This window comes from Sphingobium cupriresistens, from assembly GCF_004152865.1.
GTDB classification, from domain to species: Bacteria; Pseudomonadota; Alphaproteobacteria; order Sphingomonadales; family Sphingomonadaceae; genus Sphingobium; species Sphingobium cupriresistens.
Window position 1 is genome coordinate 1 of sequence record NZ_SEOO01000010.1, and the last position, 17392, is coordinate 17392.

Sequence of the window (17392 nt, forward strand, 5' to 3'; positions counted from 1 at the left end):
CGCAAACCTTCCCGACTATGCTCTCGCCGGGCAATACCAGTCCATGCCACCATTCACTCCATCTTGTCGCAAAGACGGCTGAATCACAACATGCTGGTATTGCTCAACAACTTTCGGATCGGGCTCTCAAATAGCGATGAGAATGGGAGACAGGCGCTCTCTCTCGAAGATGCTGGTGATCTCTGCGGTTGTGGCGTGGTTACGAACCCCTCGACGCTGCCCTCTGCAATGACGAGCGGGGGGCGCGTCGCTAAGCTCGATCTGTCACACTACCTGTGCTATCAACCGCGCTGTTTCGTGATCCTCGAACGCCGTGGTCAGGCGAAAATGGTTCATGACAGTGATCTCCCAGCCATAATTGACCACTGGCGTCGTCAGCCAGCCGATATAGACGCCCCACATCAGGCAGCGGCCAAACTCGGTAAAACTCTCCTCGAACGAGGGGCAATCGGCCACGCCCTCGACCGCCAGCCTATCGAGATAGAAGCGGACCAGATCCTGTTCATGGGCGCGGCGATCCTCCACCGACAGCGCCGTCGTCACAAGATAGCTGACATCATGCATATGATGGCCGCGACAGGTGAGTTGCCAGTCGAGCAGCCCACCCGACCCATCGGGCAATATATAGCTGTTACCGATATGCATGTCGCCCTCGACCAGCGTTTGCGGCAGGCTCTGCTGGTGCCGGTGCAGCGCCAAGGTGCCGTTGCGTAGGGCAGGGCCGGTCGTGCGCAGTCGCTGCACCATTTCGCGCTTGAATGACACCGTGTCGATCTCATGCTGGATCAGCGGCTCGGCCCCCACCATCATCAGTTCCGCCACCTTGCCCTCGACATGGCTGCCCGCCCAGGCCAGATCGCCGCCGGGCCGCAGGCGGGGGCTTTCCCAGAAGCGGGCGTGCAGCTTTGCCTGCTGCGACAGGATGGATCGCACATTGTCGAGCGTTACCGGCGACAGGACGCTGGGGAAGGTCGCGCCGCGCAGGGTCAGGTCTTCCAGCACGATGGCAAAGTCGCTCGATACCGCATCGAAGCCCGCGCCGAAACTGCGCGGCGTCTCCAGGTCCAGTCCGGGACGGACGCGATTGTAGAAATTGACTTCATTTTCGTAGAAGGGCGCCAATATCTTGTCGACGCCGCGCGCAACCTTCACGACCAGGCGGGTAGGCAGGTCCGCCGGACTGCCCGGCCCATAACGGACATTGACGATCACGCGCCCCGCCGTGGACACGAACTGCTCGCCATAGGTCTTGGCCTCCACCATATCGACATGAGTGACGGTCACGCCCGGCACGGCCTGCGCCATCAGCCTGGTCAGATAGGCGGGCGTGATGTCCGCCGCCGATGTCGGGTGCGCCAGTGGGTCGGCCATACAAAGCTATCCTTTTCTGCTATATTATCTCGGCGGGGCTAACCGGCCATGATCCCGCCATCGACCGCCCAGCAGGCGCCATGCACCCGGCGCGCGCGGTCGGACGCCAGGAACAGCAGCGGTTCCACTACATCCTCTGGCGGGCAGGGCGGCCGCATCCCGGTGTAGCGGGCCAGCAATCGGGGATCGGCGAAGTCAGGAAACGCCATGCCCTGCAACATTTCCGTCCGCATCGGGCCAGGGGCCAGGACATTGATCCTGACCGGACTGTCCATCATCTCCATCGCCAGCGACAGGGTCAGGCCGACAAGGCCAAATTTGGACGCTGTATAGGGCGCCAGATAGGCCTGGCCCATGAAGCCCGCGGTGGACGCGACGCTGATGATATTGCCATGGCTTTCGATCAGGTGCGGCATCGCCGCCTGCATCAGGAAGAAGGGGCCGGACAGATTGGACGCGATGGTGCGATGCCATTGTGCGGCGGTGACGTCCGGCAATTGGTGGAACATCACATCGGCGGCGATATTGCACAGCACGTCAAGCCGCCCGAACGCCGCGATGGCCGCTGCGATCGAAGCGGCGCAATCATCGGCATCGCCCAGGTCGAAGGGTAGCTCCACGCTACGGCCGCCCGCTTCCCCGATCAACCGCGCCGTTTCCGCTAGCTTGTACGCGCTGCGCCCCAGCAGGCATAGTGTTGCCCCCTCGCGCGCGAACGCCAGGCTGGCGGCCCGACCCAATCCCGATCCCGCCCCGGTGACGAGGACCACCTTGCCGGTAAATTCCATCACCAGCGTCGCCGCCATTGCGCCCCGCGCCTGCGCCGACGGAGGGCTTCGTCGCGCTGCTCTGGCGTCACCACCGGCGTATCGCTGGGCAGGTGCGCGCGTATCTCTGCCGCCGGCACGATTTTCAGCACCGGCTCCGGCCCCGAACTCGCGCCGGTCCAGCGCAGCATCAGCGATCCCTCCAGCCACCCGGCCGGGTCCAGCCAGTTGGGCACGCCGGGATCGTCGATCGCGATCACGGCGCGAAAGCGGCCGTCACTATCCAGAACGGCCTGGCCGCCATTCAGGCTGCTCTGATGGTTGATCCAGTCGATCGTGTTCCACAGCGGATCGTTCAGCTGCACATTCCAATAGCGGACCTGATCGGGCATCGCGGTGTCGATAATCATCGCTTGCCCCGCTTCCAGCCGGAAAATGCCCTGATAATAATGCTGCCCGGCCACGCCGCCGCGTCCGGCCCAGTCGTCATATTCAAGGCTGTTAATGAAGCCTTGCGCCCGCTGTCGCTGGCCATAGCCCAGCGCGAAACCGGCATAGCGTTCGACGAAGGCGGACAACCGATCGAGCCGATGCACGATCTCGGCCGCAGGCATGGGCGCGCCGCCCACGGGCCGGTCGACCCGCTCGATGGCGATCCGCAATTCCCGGCCCACGCCCCAGTTATAATAAGCATGGCGCAGGCCGATGGTGACGGCACGTGGATCGAGCGGGAACCAGTCGCCCGTATGACCGTCCGGCCGTTCGCCACTGACCAATATGTCGAACGCCCCGTCCGGCCCCAATGTGCAGGCATCCAGGTCGATCATGCCGACCGATGGACCCAGTTGCTCCATCGGTCCCAGCCCGCCTGCGACCAGATCAATGAAGATGAACACCCCGTCGCCACGCTGGCCCGACAGCCGGTAAATGCCGCTACCATCAATCCGCGCCGCGCCATAGATGAAGTCGGGATTGACCCCGACGGTGTTCAGCACATTGCTGACCGACGGCACGAAATCGGGCTGATCGGCGTCGGCGAACGCGGTCTGGTAGCCGGTGGCGAGCGCCGCAAAGAGCAGGCGATGCGCCTCCGCCCGCGCCTGCGGGTCTGCGGGGTCCGTCAACCTGTCCAATACGCTGTCCGCGCTGGCCATCGTCTCCAGCCAGCCGCGCCAGGCAGACGGTTCAGATGTAGGCACGATATGTCTCTATATATTCGGCGAACCGGTCGCTGACCTGATCGGTGGTCAGGCCGTAATCGGCCAGCGTATAGCTGCGCGCGCCGTGTTTGCCCGCCGGATTGTCGTGCAGCCACCCAAGGATGCCCGCTTCCGATTCCGGCGTGAAGTCCCAGCCGAAATGGTCGTAGGCGGCGCGGATGGTGGCGACCGGATCGGCGACCAGATCCTTGTAGCGCATGTCGTGGATCGGCAGCTCGGGATGCGCTTTGCGATAGTCCATGCTGCACTTCACCCCGTCCCACCAGAGTTGCAGAAACTCGGCCCCCAGCGCGTGCAGGTCGAGATTATCGTAGGATGGCCCGCGAATGACGCTGATAAGCTGGGATATGGAGGCGATAACGGTGGTAGGGTCGCGATGCGGTTGAATGAATATCGCGTCGGGATAGATGCTGCGCAACGCAGGCAGCTTGTACATATGCTCCTGAATCTTGAGCACCCAATGTTTGCCCGGATGGCGCCAGCCCAGATGCTGGAGCCACATTTTGTGCACCTCGTAGCGGAAGGTTGCGTCGATCCCCTTGAACCAGTCGTAGAAGCGCGGGAGATGCTGGAACATGCAGGGATTGCTGCTCTGGAACGACGTGGTCATGAACGACCCGCATTCCTGCGGTATTTTGGCACCGAGCGGATGGGCCTTGAGCAATTCGTCGGCATCCGCGCCCAATTGCGCGCGCAGATGCGCGTCGAAGCGGGCGATGCGCGGGTCTGTATTGGCTGTCGCGGCCTCTGGCGGGGGCGAGGGTTCGGCCACTTCCCACATCAGTGGAGTGCGGACCTGCGGGTCGCCGTCCATCAACGCATGGAGGAAACTGGTGCCGCAACGGGGCAGGCCCAGGATGAACAGTGGTTGTCTGATCTCCACCTCGGCAATTTCGGGGTAGCGCGCGCGATCGTCGGCTATCGCTTTCAAGCGCGACAGATCATCGTTGACGATATGCAGGGCGCGGGCATGGCCATTGGCGTTGAGATCGCGGTCCTCCGCCATCGACGCCAGCAACATCGTCAGGCCGGGCCTGACATTGTCGCGCAGATAGTCGGGCAGGGGATAGCGGTCCAGAAGCGTATCGGCGTCGGGGAAATCATGGGCGCTGCTGATCGTTGCCATGGCTTATATCCCCAACGGATAGAATATCGACTTCTGATTCTGATATTCATGCAGCCAATCGGGACCATATTCGCGCCCGACACCCGATCGCTTATAGCCGCCGATCGGCGCATAGCTCATGCGCCCGGTGCCGCCGTTCAGCATGACGCTGCCCGACCGGATTTGCAGGGCCATTTCGTATCCCTTGGCCGCGTCCGCCGTCTCGACGCCGCCATTCAAGCCGTAGCGGCTATCATTGGCGATGCGGACCGCTTCCTCGTCACTGTCGAAGCCGATGATGCAGCCGACCGGGCCGAACACCTCTTCCTGCGCGATGGTCATGGCGTTGTCGACATCGTCGAAAATCGTGATGTCGGTGAAGAAGCCCTTGTCCAGGCCCGCAGGCCGCCCGCCGCCATGGACGATCTTTGCGCCTTCGTCGCGGCCGATGGCGATCAGATTTTCGACCTTGCTCCGCTGCGATTCGCGGATCAACGGCCCCATCGCCACGGACGGATCGATCGGATCCCCGATCTTGAAATGGCTGGCGACGGCGCAGGCGGTTTCCACGAACGCCTTGCGGATGCTGTTATGGACGACCAGGCGGGTAAGGAGCGCGCAGCCCTGACCCGCATTGACGGACAGTATGGCGACCGCCATCGCCGCCGCCCGCGCGACATCGGCATCGTGCCGCACGATCAGCGCCGACTTGCCGCCCAGTTCCAGATGCACGCGCTTGAGCGTCGGGGCGGCCTGCGCCATGATCGCCGCGCCGACGCCTTCGGACCCGGTGAAGCTGATCAGGTCGACGCGCGGGTCGCTGGTCAGCATCGTGCCGACCTTCGGCCCGCCGGTGATGACGTTCAGCACCCCCTTGGGCAGGCCGATTTCCTCGGCAATCTCGCCGAACAACAGCGCCGAAAACGGTGTGAAAGGGGAGGGTTTCAACACCAGCGTATTGCCCGCCAGCAGCGCCGGCACGATCTTGGCCAGATTGATGAGAAAAGGGAAATTATAACCGGTGATGCCCGCGACCACGCCCACTGGCTCGCGCACCACCGTTGTCCCTCCCATCTTGCGCGGGCCATCGGGATCGAACGGGTTGGGCGTGATGTCGATCGGCAGGCGGACGCTGTCGTCGCGGGTCGAATGGTCCAGCGCGGCGAGCAGATGGTCGAGCGGGTTGGCGACCTGCATCCCGCGGGTCACGCCCTGCGCGCAGCCGACCTCCGCCACGATCAGCGCGACGATCTGCGGCCGTCGCGCGTCCAGCGCCGCGTGCATCCGGCGCAGATAGGTCGCGCGCTCCGACATCGCCATGCGCGGCCAGAGGCCATTGTCGAACGCCTCGCGCGCTGCCGCGATAGCCGCCTCCGCCTCCGCTGCATCGCCCACGGGCGCGTGGCCGATCACCGCTTCGCTCGCCGGATTGATGATGGCGTCGCGCTCTGCGCCTGCGGCAACCCATGCGCCGTCGATGTAGAGTTTGTCGATCGTTGTGAAGGGGATGGTCATGGGTGGATATCCTGTCCGGGCCGCAGGATCATCTCCGCAGCGTTAAGGGCGATCGCCATGGCTGGCGCATTGGTGTTGCCCGACACGATGGTCGGCATGATGGAGGTGTCGACCACGCGCAGGCCGGTGACGCCACGCACGCGCAACTGCGGGTCGAGTACGGCGTCCGCATCCGCGCCCATCCGGCACGTCCCGCAAATGTGGAAGGACGTGCCGCCAAGACCGATCGCATTGGCCAATATGTCCTCGTCCGTCTCTATGCCCACGGTCTTGCCCGTCTCCGCGACGATCCAGTCCTTGAGCGCGGGTTGCGTGGCCAGATAGCGGAGCCAGCGGAACAGGGCGACGAAGTGCCGCCGGTCGGTATCGGTGGCCAGGTGATTGGCGTCGATGACGGGCGGCGCATCGGGATCGGCGGAACTGATCCGCATTTGCCCCTGGCTGTCGGGCCGCAGATAATAGGCGATGACGGTCATCCCCGGATAGGGGTCCAGCGCCACCGCGCCCTTGGCATTGGTATGGAAGGAATAGAGCCCCAGGCCGATCTGCGCATCGGGCCGGTCGGGCGACGCCTGCGTCTTGATGAAGCCACCCACTTCATGCGCGGCGTGGCTCAGCGCGCCCTTCGATCCGAAGATGTAGCGCAGGACCGATCCGATGAGGCCCAGGCCAGACAGCTTCTGGTTCAGGCTGTTGCCGCGCACCTGATAGGTGAAACCCAGATAGCGATGTTCGCGCAGGTTTGCGCCGACGCCGGGCGCGTCGACCACCACCGGAATGGCCATCGATTCTAGCAGGGCGCGGGGGCCGATGCCTGACAATTGCAGCAATTTGGGGCTCTGAATCGCGCCGGCCGACAGGATGATCTCGCGCCGTACCGCAACCTCATGCACGCCATGCTTGTCGCGCAGCAGGATGCCGCTGGTCCGTTGTCCATCGAACAGGATGCGCTGGACGTCGGTGCCGGTCGCCACGGTCAGGTTCACGCGTCCCCGCACCGGTTTCAGAAAGGCGCGCGCGGCGGAAAAGCGCTTGCCGCGATAGGTGGATGTTGGCTGATAGCCCATGCCGCCCTGTGTGACGGCGGGGATGTCGTTCATGTCGTCGACCCGCTGCGTCCCGGCCTGCGCCGCCGCGTCCAGGAACGCCTCGCACAGCGGGTCGCCCGCTGGATGGACGCTGACCTTCAGCGGCCCGCCAGTGCCGCGCCATGGCTTCGCGCCCAGCGCATGATCCTCTAGCGCGACGAAGTGACGACCCATCCGGTCCCAGCCCCAGCCGGTGCAGCCTGCCGCTTCCCATGCGTCATAATCGGCGGGCGCGCCGCGCACATAAACCATGCCGTTGACCGAACTCGACCCGCCGACCGTTCGCCCCTTCAACCAGATTTCCTGCGGCGCGTTGCCGCCCGGCGATACGGCATAGTCCCAGACATGGGCATTGCCCGGCGCCAGCAATTTGCCGATGCCGCGCGGCATTGCGATCAGGGGGCTATTGTCATCGGGTCCAGCCTCGACCAGCAAGACGGTGACGGTGGGATCGGCGGACAAGCGGTTGGCAAGGACGCAGCCGGATGATCCTGCGCCGACGATGATATAGTCATAGCCATGCAGCATCATGTTGTTCCGGTTCCTCGCCATGACGTTACAGACCACGGGCCCGTCCATTGCCCCACCTGTCCTGTGATAGGGGGGCGGGGGTGCGCGCTGTCATCGTCGCCATATTTCCGCTTGGCTTGGCGGGGAGGGCTTGCCATGCGTTTTGGGATGAAAGCGAGATTTGCAGATCATGGCCCCGTCGCGCAGAAATTGCTGCTGGCGGTAGAGGAAATCATTGCCGAGCGCGGCATCGAAGGGGCGTCGATACGGGAAATCCTGCGTGTCGCGAAACAGGGGAACAATTCCGCCATCTATCGCCATTTCGGGTCGAAAGACCGCCTGATCCGGGCGATCTACGACATTCGTCAGGCGGAAGTGGATGATTGCCGGATGACAAGGATGCAGCGTCTGCCCAAGTTGCCGGACGACATTCGCGGCTTGCTGGAACTGTTCCTGCTGCCCGTGCTGGACGCGTTTGCAGGGCGACAGCGCTGGATCTATTCGCAATTCATCCTGCATCTGATCCTCAACGACCCGTTCGATGAAGCCTTTGATACAAGGCATGAAGAGCCGGCGGTCCGCCTGGTGCATCAGGCGCTTCGCACGCGCTGCGCCGATATGTCGGATCAGGTATTCACCATGCGCCTTTCCGTGGCGGTGACCAATTTCCTGATGGGGGTCAGCTATGGCGATCGTGTCGCCAATCTGACCGGCGGGCGCTATCCGCAGTCCGATCAATATCTGGAGGATTTGATCGCCACCGGTTGCGCCTTGCTGATGCAGCCGCCCTTCGACGATAACGACGGGACGGCCGGGTCGGCGGCGAACCAGGGTTGCCCTTTCCAAGGATAGGCTGTGTAAAGGCGATCGTCTTCTAACTCTCTTGCCAATGCTGGCAAAAGTCAGGCCCGCGCGGTCGTATGGCTTTGCGATTCAGGGAGAGACGGATGACGAAACGGCGCAAGCCAGTCTGGGCGCAGATCATGCCGATGCCCGGCGCGGATCTGGTCGGCATCGCTCAATCCCTCGAAGCGGCGGGCGTGGAAGGGCTGTGGGCGCCGCAGATGTTCGGTGCGCCCTTCACGACATTGGCCGCCGTGGCGCCGGCGACGCAGCGGGTCAAGCTGGGGACGGGCATCGCACTCGCCTTTGTGCGCAGTCCGCTCGAAACGGCGTGCAGCGCGATCGATCTTGACCTTGTCAGCGATGGACGGGTCGTGCTGGGTCTGGGGTCCAGCGCGCAGAGCCAGGTCGAAGGCTCCTTTGGCAGCGTCTATGGCAAGCCGCTCGCCCATATGCGGGAAATTGTCGGCATGATCCGCGCCATCGTGACCAAGGGACATAGCGGCGAACTGACGGAACTGGGCGGCGACTATCATCGGCTGGACCTGTCCCATTTCCGCCTGCTGCACCCGCCTCTGCGCGCGCACATCCCGATCATCCTGCCCGCCCTGTTTCAAAAGGCCAGCACCCAGGCCGCCGAGATCGCCGACGGGTTGCTCGGTCACCCCCTGTGGAACGATGCCTGGATTGATCGGGAAGTGATGCCCGCCATCAAGGCTGGGCTGGACCTGTCGGGCCGGGCGCGGGATGCTTTCACGCTCAATATATCGATCTTCACCGCCATTTCCGATGACCGGCGCGAGGCGACGGACGATTGTCGGGCAACGATCGCTTATTATAGTCAATCGCCCCAATATCTGCGTTATTTCCAAGAGATCGGCTTCGGGCGAGAGGCGGCGGCGATACAGGCTGCGTTCGCGCGGGGGGATTATCAGGCGATGACAGCGGCGTGCACGGACGCCATGGTGAACAGCATCGCCATCATCGGTCCGCGTGACGAGGTGCGCGATCGCGTGGCGCAACGCGCGGCGCAGGCAGACGCGATCACGCCGGTTATCCCCCATTATGGCCTGTCGCCCGAAAAATCGGCGATATATGGTCAGCGCATTGCCGACGCCTTTTATGACTGACGTCGCACACCGGCCGGTCGCGGCCATGGCGGGAGGCGGTCTTTATAATCGCCATTCCGGTTTACAACAGGCCAATCTGCAAAGCGCGCTCCCCTTGCTGGAAGCGGCAGCGCGCAGCATCGGCGCGCGGTCGCACGGGCCGGTCACCATTGTCGACTATGGCGCATCGCAAGGGCGCAATTCGATGGTGCCGATGGGGTCTGCCATCGACCTTGTGCGAGTCGGGGATGGATCGCGCGCAGTCCAGATCGTTCATACCGACCTGCCTTCCAACGATTTTGCCTCTCTGTTCGCGGTGCTGGACCATGACCCCGCCAGCTACATGGCGGGGCGGGACGGCATTTACCCCAGCGCAATAGGGCGGTCCTATTTCGATCAGATATTGCCCGCGTCCAGCGTGGATATTGGCTGGTCGTCCAACGCATTGCACTGGATGAGCCACAGTCCTGTCGCGGTGGACGATCATGGCTGGGCCATATTCAGCCAATCTGCCGAGGCGCGCGCCGCCGTTGATGCCGTTCTGGCGGACGACTGGTTGCGGTTCCTGGAGGCGCGCCGGGCCGAGTTGCGACCTGGCGGGCAGCTGATCTGCCAATTTATGGGGCGCGGTCCCGACAGTCATGGCTTTGAATGGATGGCCGGGCATTTCTGGCAATCGATCCTCTCGCTACGAGAGGAAGGGTGGCTGACCATGGCGGAAACGTGGCGGATGACAGCGCCATCGGCGGGTCGTTCCATCGAACAAGTCGCCGCACCCTTTGCGTCCAATGGATTGCCCGGACTGGTCATCGACCATCTCTCGCTGGTCGAATCGCCAGATCCCTATTGGGACGCCTATGTGAGAACGGGCGATGCGGCGCTGCTGGGGCGGCAATGGGCTGCGATGATGCGGGCGGCCAATGGCCCGAACCTGATCGCCGCCGTCGATCCGTCACGCGATGCCGCCAAACTGCTCGACCTGTTGGTTGATCGCCTTTCGGCGCGGATCGCCGCTGACCCGCAACGCAGCCAGGCGTTCAACATCCTGCTCGCGGTCCGTCGCGATGCATAGGGCCGATGCCCGATCATAGCTTCGGCGATGGGAGAGATTATGGACTGGGATTCCTCTTTCGACATAGTGTGCGTGGGGTCGGGCATCGGGGGCCTTTCCGCAGCGCTGACGGGGGCACAGTCCGGCGCGCGTGTCGTCGTGCTCGAAAAATTCGTGCAGCTGGGAGGCGTGTCGGCGCTTTCTTCCGGTCAATTATGGCTTGGCCCCAACCATCTGGCGGAAGAGGCGGGCATGACCGACAGCATGGCCGCCGCCAACGCATATCTGGGACATTTGAATCAGGGATTCGCCGTCCCCGCCCTGCGCGACGTCTATTTCGAACATAGCCGACAGGCATTGCGCTATTTTACCGACGTCATCGGGCTGGAAATGCAGGTGGTGCGCGGCTTGCCGGACTATTATTATCCGCTGGTCGACGGTTCAGCGGCGCAAGGGCGCTATGTCGAGATAAAGCCATTCGCCGCCGATCGGCTGGGCGATCTGGCCCACGACGTTCTCACGTCTCCCTATGGCGATGGCTATAGCTATACGACGTCAAACGAGTGGATCGACATGCAGGACGGTGGCGCGTTCATCGGCGACCGTCTGGCGCAGCATCTGGCGGCGGGCGAGCGGTGCGCTGGCGCGGGACTGGCCGCCGCGCAGGTGGTCGCGGCGGTCGAACGGGGGGTGGCACTGCACGCATCGAGCGAAGTCGTGCGGCTGGTCGTCGAAGATGGGGAAGTGCGGGGCGTCATCATGCGCGATGCTTTGGGCGACCACGCCATTCAGGCACGGCTGGGCGTCGTGCTGGCAACGGGCGGCTATGACTGGCGCGCCGATCTTGTCCGCGCGTTCGATGCCCTGCCGCAGGCTGGCAGCATGGCGCCGCCCAGCATCACTGGCGATCATTTCGCCCTCGCCGCTGCGGCTGGCGCGCTGCCTTTGCCCGCGCGCGCGCCGTCGCAAACCCCTATCTTCCTCGGTTATGCGGTGCCGGGGGAAAATATCTATGGCCAAGCTTCGACACGGATGTGGTTGCCGGGCGCACCCCACAGCATCGTCGTCAATCGCAAGGGCCAGCGTTTCGCCGACGACAGCTTCTATCCCGATCTGGCGACGCGGGTGGCGCGGTTCGACGGGCAGGAAGGCGGGCTGGCGAATTGGCCCGCCTGGATCATCTTCGATCAGGACATGCTCGACAAATATGGCCTGCTGCCGGCATGGCCCGGCCAGCCCTTGCCCGATGGCATGGCGATTTCCGCGCCGACGCTTGAGGCATTGGCCGGCAAGACCGGAATTGACCTGCCTGGCCTGTGCGCCACCGTGGAGTCTTTCAACGATTTTTGCTCAGATGGCGTCGATCATGATTTTGGCAGGGGCAAAATGCCTTGGCCCCGGATCATGACCGGCGACCCGCGCCTGCCACATCCCAACATGGCCCCGATTGCGCGCGCGCCCTTCCATGCCGTGCCGCTGATGCGGGTGACGATGGGCGTGCCGACCGCCGGATTGCCGATCGACATGGACGGGCAGGTGATCGACCCCCATGGCAAGCCCATCTGCGGCCTGTATGCGGCGGGCAATGCGGCCGCGTGGCTCGACTGGGGCGGGGGATATAATAGCGGCATCGCGAACATGCGCGGGATGCTTTACGGCCATCGCGCCGCGCTGGCCATGACCAGGCAGCAGGGAGAAGAAGAGTGATCCGCTACGATTATTCAGGCAAGGTTGCGTTGGTGACGGCAGCGGCAGGGGGCATCGGTCAGGCGACGGCGACGGCCTTTGCGCAGGCAGGCGCGCGTGTATTGATGGCCGACATCAATGCCGACGGCGGAGAGGCGACGGCGGCGGACTTGCGCGCGCAGGGGCATGACGTTCTGTTCCGCCGTGCCGATGCCACTGTGGAGGCTGAGGTCGCCGCGCTGGTTCGTGAAGCTGTCGATCATTTCGGCGGCCTGCATGTCGCCGCCAACATCGCGGGTGGCTCCACAATCAGCGCGACGGGGGCCGACCTGCATCTCCAGCCGCTCGACGGCTGGGAATTTACCCAGCGCCTGTCATTGAACAGTGTTTTTCTGGGCATGAAGCATCAGATCGCCCATATGATCGACCATGGCGGCGGTGCGATCGTCAACATCACCTCGCTCGCGGCCCTGTTGCATGTCGGCGCGGCGGGCGCGGCCTATGCTGCGGCGAAGGCGGGCGTGATCCGCCTGAGCAAATTTGCAGCCGTCGCCTATGCCGATCGCGGAGTGCGGGTGAACTGCATTGCGCCCGGCGTGGTGCCGACGGAGGCATATAAGACAGCCGGTGAGGACATAGCGCAGGCGATCATTGCCGATCTGGTGACGAACCAGCCGATCCGCCGCGCCATTACGCCCGAAGAACAGGCCGCCACGATCTTGTGGCTCTGTTCCGACGCGGCCGCGATGGTGACGGGGCAAGTGCTGCCGGTCGATGGCGGGTGGAGCGCGAAATAGCGCAATGTCCTAAAAGATGAGAAGGCAGGCCAGAGCCGCACCTGTGACCGCCACCCAGCCCTGGAACAGCCAGAGCAGCATCAGCGGCGCATGGCGCAATTCCATGAACTCACGGCCGACCAGCAGCACTTTGGCGAAGGCGAGGAGCAGGATCAGCGCGCCGCCGATCCTGGCGTCGCCCAACCCCATCGTTTCAAAAGACAGCAGCGTGGCGGCGACCAGCAAGGCCCAGATCAGCGTGAGACGGCGGCTCATACCAGATACAACAGTGCAAACAGGATGATCCACAGCAGATCGACGAGATGCCAGAAGGCGCCGCCGCCTTCGATCACGCCGATGCCGCCGCGTAACGCGCCCCTGTTGTCGAACCGCGACACCGCAAAGGCTAAAACGCCCAGGCCGATCAAGACGTGGACCAAATGAATGCCGGTAAACATATAGTAAAAGATGGAAAAATCGTTGCTGTTGAGCGTGAAACCCTGCGCGATCTTCGCGCTATATTCGCACGCCTTGACGATAACGAAGCCGGTGCCTAGCGCCATCGCCCCCAAGAGGAGCGGACGCGCGCGGCGATCATCGCGCCGTACCGCCGCCAACGCCTGCGCGACCAGCAGGCTACTGGTTAGCAGCAGCAATGTGTTGAGCAGGCCAAGCCCTCGATCAAGCAATGCCTGCGCGCGATCGAACAGGGCCGGCTCCTGACGCCGGGCGACTGCGTAGGTCATGAAGAAAATAGCGAAGGCGACCAGATCGCCCCCGATGAAGACCCAGACGCCTTCTTCGCCCGGCACATGGCCGCGTGCGGCGCGGCGCGGCGGGTGGATTGCCTCCTCGTTCATGCCTGCGTCAAGGCGTCACGCCGGATCGCACCCAGCATCGCGACGATCATCAGGTTGAACCAGATGGCGAACACCACCGCCGGCACCCAGAAAGCCAGAACGCCATTCCACGCAAAGGGACCGACCTTGAACAGGCCGACTGCCAGGCCGGGCAGTAACAGCACCCCGGTCCACAGGTTCATATAGCCCAGCCAGCGTGGCAGCACCGGTTGCGCCCGTCGGTCGCCCAGAATGACGATGCCGGTCACGATATTCTGAACGAAAGCCGGAACGGCGGGCATCACGAACAGGAAAAAGGCGATGTCGCTCATGATCGCGATCGTCGTGTCGGGATAGTCCGGGCGGTAGGCTGCGACGGTGAAGAACAGCCCGGCCAGAAAGACGGTGACGAAGCCTGCCGCACAGATCATCAGGAAGGCTAAAGTCAGCGGCGCATGTTCGCCCTCGATCTTCTTCAGAAAGGTCGCGATCGCCGCCGCGAAGGGAAAGAATAGCGGCGAGGAAGCGGCGATCAATATCCCGCCGGTCAATATGCCCGTCTGGTGCGCGCGATAGAAATCGGCCACCTGGGCGGCGGGCATGGACGGGGGCAGCGGCGGAAACATCTGCGCCAGCGGCCATATGCCCAGGAACAACAATGTTCCGGCCAGCGCGCCCATCAGGGTGCATATCTTCATCGTCAGGCTGTTGCCGCCCATGGCTTTCCTCCCCCGGCGCGTGGATTGCGCGCCCGGCGTGAAATTGCCAGCCGGGAAGCGCAGGCCACCCGCCCTCCGATAGGGTTATGCCGACCGCTGCTGCCTGCACAGAGAAGCAGAGCCGACCGCGCACCATGGATGCGGCGCTGATCGCGGGAGAGGATGATGCAGGACATCGAAGCGAACAAGGCGGTCGCCCGCCAATATATGCAGGCGGTCGAGGAAGGGGATATCGCAACGCTGGAGGCTTTGCAGCATCCCGACTGCCAGTGGTGGATATTGGGCTATGGCGACATGAGCCGTGCCGACTTTATCGCCAGCGTGACCAGCGGTTTGCTGTCGGCGCATCGACGGATGGCGCAAGTCGTGGGCATCACGGCGGAAGGGGAAAGAGTAGCGATCGAGGTGCGGGGTGAAATGCACTTTCCCGACCGGGTCTATCGCAACGAATATCATAATCTTCTGGTTATACGCGACGGGCAGATCGTGTCGGGACGTGAATATATGGATACGCGCGCAGCCGCTGAAGCCTTCGCGCCGGAAGGAACCGGACGATGAGCGGCCCTGTCCCTCTGAACGAATATGACGATGCCGCCGTCGAACGGATCACGCATTTTGTCGAAAAACTGACGGGTGGCAAAGTCGTCGGTCTGGAACGGCTGGTGCGCTGGCGTCCATCCTGGTTTGCCGATGTGGCGATCGACGGTGCGGTGGCGCGATTGCATCTGCGCGGCGACCGGGGCGGCGACGTTTCGATCTTTCCCGATCTCAAGCGGGAGGCCGATGTGATCGACATTCTTCACCAGCACGGCCTGCCCGTGCCGCAAATCCATGGTTATCTGGCCGACCCGCCCTGTATCGTCATGGAAGCCATTGCGGGCACGCGCGATTTTTCCGCGCTGGACGAAACAACCAAAAGCGCGATCGGGCGTGATTATATGCACGCGATCGCGGCGATGCACCGGCTGCCGATCGAGCCATTCGTCGCCGCTGGCCTGCATCGCCCCGAAGGCGCGGAGGCGATCGCGCTGGCGGGGCTGGACGCCTATATGCCGCATTATCAGCGAACGAAAAGCCGTCCCGAACCGCTGCTGGCCTTCGTCATCGGCTGGCTGCGCCGCAATGTGCCGCGTCATCGCACCCAGGCCAGCTTCATCCAGTTCGATTCCGGGCAATATCTGGTCGATCAGGGCGCGATGACAAAGCTGTACGACTTCGAATTTTCCATGATCGGCGATCCCTTGGTCGATATTGCCACGATGGGGATGCGCAACAGTTATGAGCCGCTGGGCGCCCCCTTGCCTGAACTGGTCCGTTATTATGAGGAAGCGACCGGGGAGCCGGTGGATCATGATGTCGTGCTGTTCCATGTGCTGCAATTTTCGCTGCTGGGAACCATGCAGTTTGCCGGCACGGTGGGCGTGCCCAAACCGGGCGATCCCCATTCGGTCTATCTGATGTTCGACCTGGCGCTGCGCCGGTCCATCCTGCTGGCGCTGTCGGCCCTTTCCGGTGTCGCACTGCCTGATCTGCCTCCGTTGGCCGAACAGCGGGGCGACAATTGCCCCTTGATGGCCAAGATCGCCGATACGCTGGCCGGGGTGCCGGTGTCTGACGAAGGCGCGCAGATGCAGAAGGCGCAGGTCGCCGAATTGATCGAATGGGCACAGCGCGCCGATGCCCATGGGGCGGACATGGTCGCGCGCAACATCGCGGATGTGTCCGCGCTGCTAGGCGAGTCCTTCGATGGCTGGGATGCGGCTGCCGCAGCGCTGGAGGGATATGCGAGCGCGGTGGAGCCGGACCAGGACGCTGCGCTCATTCGTCTGCTAGGCACGATTGAGGGGCGGCGGCTCCAGCTCTTTGGTCCCACCGCGCTGGGGGCGGCGGCGAGCCATGTGGTGTTGCCCGCGACACGCTGATTATGCGCTCTATCGGGCTGGACGGAGAGAGGGATAAGGATGAGCGACAAGATAGTGCTGGTGACGGGGGCCACGCGTGGGCTGGGTCGCGGGATCGCGCGTGGGCTTGCCGCGCGCGGACATATTGTCGCGGTCACCGGCCGTGACACCGCGCAGCTGGCCGATGTGGTGGCAGAGATCGACCGCGCAGGGGGCAGGGGGCTGGCGCTGCCATGCGACCATCGCGATGACGATGCGGTAGCGGCGGCTTTTGCGACACTGGCGGACAGGACAGGAGGGCGACTGGATCTGCTGGTCAACAATGCCGCCGCCGTTCATGCCATGGACCTGATCGCGCCGGGCGGCTTTTGGGAAAAATCGCTCAAGCTGGCGGACATGATCGATGTGGGTCTGCGGTCATCCTATGTCGCTGCCTATCATGCCGCGCCGCTGATGGTCGCGGCCGGCCGGGGGCTTATCGCGACCATATCCTTTTATGGCGCAGTGTCTTATTTCCATGGACCGGCCTATGGCGCGGCTAAGGCAGGGACCGACAAGATGACCGCTGACATGGCGATCGACCTCGCCCCGCACGGCGTGTCGGCCGTATCGCTATGGCCCGGTTTCATCCTGACCGATGCGGTGCGCGCGATGCCGCCCGACATGCTGCCCGAAGACTTGCGCGCGATGCTGCCAACTTGGGAGACGCCGGAATTTTCCGGTTTGGTCCTTGATCGCTTGATGGACGATCCCGGCCTTACCGCCCTTTCGGGTAAGGCGCTGATCGGTGCGGAACTGGGCGAGCGCTATGGCGTGCGCGATACCGACGGCAAGCAACCTGTGTCCTATCGCGCGACCATGGGCGCGCCGATAGCCTTTCTGCCCTGATGCC

At 63.6% G+C, this 17392-nt stretch carries 17 protein-coding genes; 8 read left to right on the forward strand and 9 right to left on the reverse strand.

Features of this window, described 5'->3' with window-relative positions; translation table 11 throughout:
- Window positions 1–264: 264 nt before the first annotated feature.
- From EWH12_RS07760 to EWH12_RS07785, 6 genes are read right to left on the reverse strand one after another with little or no spacing between them, the layout of a single operon-like run.
- Complete coding sequence (locus tag EWH12_RS07760; protein WP_129926221.1) at window positions 265–1371, reverse strand: phosphotransferase; 1107 nt, start codon at window positions 1369–1371, stop codon at window positions 265–267.
- Between the two features lie 38 nt (window positions 1372–1409).
- Window positions 1410–2177, reverse strand: coding sequence for an SDR family NAD(P)-dependent oxidoreductase (locus EWH12_RS07765; protein ID WP_242495982.1), 768 nt, complete (start codon window positions 2175–2177; stop codon window positions 1410–1412).
- Entirely contained in the window at window positions 2159–3337 is a 1179-nt protein-coding gene (locus EWH12_RS07770) for a hypothetical protein (protein ID WP_242495983.1), read from the reverse strand. The genes EWH12_RS07765 and EWH12_RS07770 overlap by 19 nt, the downstream gene beginning before the upstream one ends.
- Window positions 3324–4484, reverse strand: coding sequence for a sulfotransferase family protein (locus EWH12_RS07775; RefSeq protein WP_129926222.1), 1161 nt, complete (start codon window positions 4482–4484; stop codon window positions 3324–3326). Before EWH12_RS07775 ends, EWH12_RS07770 begins: the two co-directional genes overlap by 14 nt.
- Window positions 4485–4487: 3 nt before the next feature.
- Window positions 4488–5978, reverse strand: a complete 1491-nt coding sequence (locus EWH12_RS07780; RefSeq protein ID WP_129926223.1) for an aldehyde dehydrogenase family protein — start codon at window positions 5976–5978, stop codon at window positions 4488–4490.
- A complete protein-coding gene (locus tag EWH12_RS07785) occupies window positions 5975–7597 on the reverse strand; it encodes a GMC family oxidoreductase (protein ID WP_242495984.1) in 1623 nt (540 codons plus the stop codon). The genes EWH12_RS07780 and EWH12_RS07785 overlap by 4 nt, the downstream gene beginning before the upstream one ends.
- A gap of 147 nt (window positions 7598–7744) precedes the next feature.
- Here EWH12_RS07785 and EWH12_RS07790 point away from each other — a divergent pair, with 147 nt between their 5' ends.
- The 5 genes from EWH12_RS07790 to EWH12_RS07810 all read left to right on the forward strand — a co-directional run bounded on the left by EWH12_RS07790 (window position 7745) and on the right by EWH12_RS07810 (window position 13062).
- Window positions 7745–8428, forward strand: a complete 684-nt coding sequence (locus EWH12_RS07790) for a TetR/AcrR family transcriptional regulator (RefSeq protein WP_165363583.1) — start codon at window positions 7745–7747, stop codon at window positions 8426–8428.
- Window positions 8429–8523: 95 nt separating this feature from the next.
- Complete coding sequence (locus EWH12_RS07795; RefSeq protein WP_129926225.1) at window positions 8524–9549, forward strand: LLM class flavin-dependent oxidoreductase; 1026 nt, start codon at window positions 8524–8526, stop codon at window positions 9547–9549.
- Window positions 9542–10600, forward strand: coding sequence for a class I SAM-dependent methyltransferase (locus EWH12_RS07800; protein ID WP_066607646.1), 1059 nt, complete (start codon window positions 9542–9544; stop codon window positions 10598–10600). The genes EWH12_RS07795 and EWH12_RS07800 overlap by 8 nt, the downstream gene beginning before the upstream one ends.
- Window positions 10601–10639: 39 nt before the next feature.
- Entirely contained in the window at window positions 10640–12286 is a 1647-nt protein-coding gene (locus tag EWH12_RS07805) for an FAD-dependent oxidoreductase (protein WP_165363584.1), read from the forward strand.
- Entirely contained in the window at window positions 12283–13062 is a 780-nt protein-coding gene (locus EWH12_RS07810; RefSeq protein ID WP_129926227.1) for an SDR family NAD(P)-dependent oxidoreductase, read from the forward strand. Before EWH12_RS07805 ends, EWH12_RS07810 begins: the two co-directional genes overlap by 4 nt.
- Window positions 13063–13071: 9 nt before the next feature.
- On the opposite strand, the gene EWH12_RS07815 is transcribed toward EWH12_RS07810, so the two are convergent.
- From EWH12_RS07815 to EWH12_RS07825, 3 genes are read right to left on the reverse strand one after another with little or no spacing between them, the layout of a single operon-like run.
- On the reverse strand, window positions 13072–13317 hold the full coding sequence (locus tag EWH12_RS07815) for a cytochrome C oxidase subunit IV family protein (protein WP_066607652.1): 246 nt from the start codon (window positions 13315–13317) through the stop codon (window positions 13072–13074).
- Window positions 13314–13901, reverse strand: a complete 588-nt coding sequence (locus tag EWH12_RS07820) for a cytochrome c oxidase subunit 3 (protein ID WP_066607654.1) — start codon at window positions 13899–13901, stop codon at window positions 13314–13316. Before EWH12_RS07820 ends, EWH12_RS07815 begins: the two co-directional genes overlap by 4 nt.
- Entirely contained in the window at window positions 13898–14599 is a 702-nt protein-coding gene (locus EWH12_RS07825) for a hypothetical protein (protein ID WP_129926228.1), read from the reverse strand. Before EWH12_RS07825 ends, EWH12_RS07820 begins: the two co-directional genes overlap by 4 nt.
- A 162-nt stretch (window positions 14600–14761) precedes the next feature.
- Between EWH12_RS07825 and EWH12_RS07830 the strand changes: the two genes are divergently transcribed.
- The 3 genes from EWH12_RS07830 to EWH12_RS07840 are packed head-to-tail and all read left to right on the forward strand — an operon-like array spanning window position 14762 to window position 17388.
- On the forward strand, window positions 14762–15157 hold the full coding sequence (locus EWH12_RS07830; RefSeq protein ID WP_242495985.1) for a nuclear transport factor 2 family protein: 396 nt from the start codon (window positions 14762–14764) through the stop codon (window positions 15155–15157).
- Window positions 15154–16521, forward strand: coding sequence for a phosphotransferase (locus tag EWH12_RS07835; protein ID WP_129926229.1), 1368 nt, complete (start codon window positions 15154–15156; stop codon window positions 16519–16521). The genes EWH12_RS07830 and EWH12_RS07835 overlap by 4 nt, the downstream gene beginning before the upstream one ends.
- A gap of 39 nt (window positions 16522–16560) precedes the next feature.
- Complete coding sequence (locus EWH12_RS07840) at window positions 16561–17388, forward strand: SDR family NAD(P)-dependent oxidoreductase (protein ID WP_129926230.1); 828 nt, start codon at window positions 16561–16563, stop codon at window positions 17386–17388.
- Window positions 17389–17392: the final 4 nt, after the last annotated feature.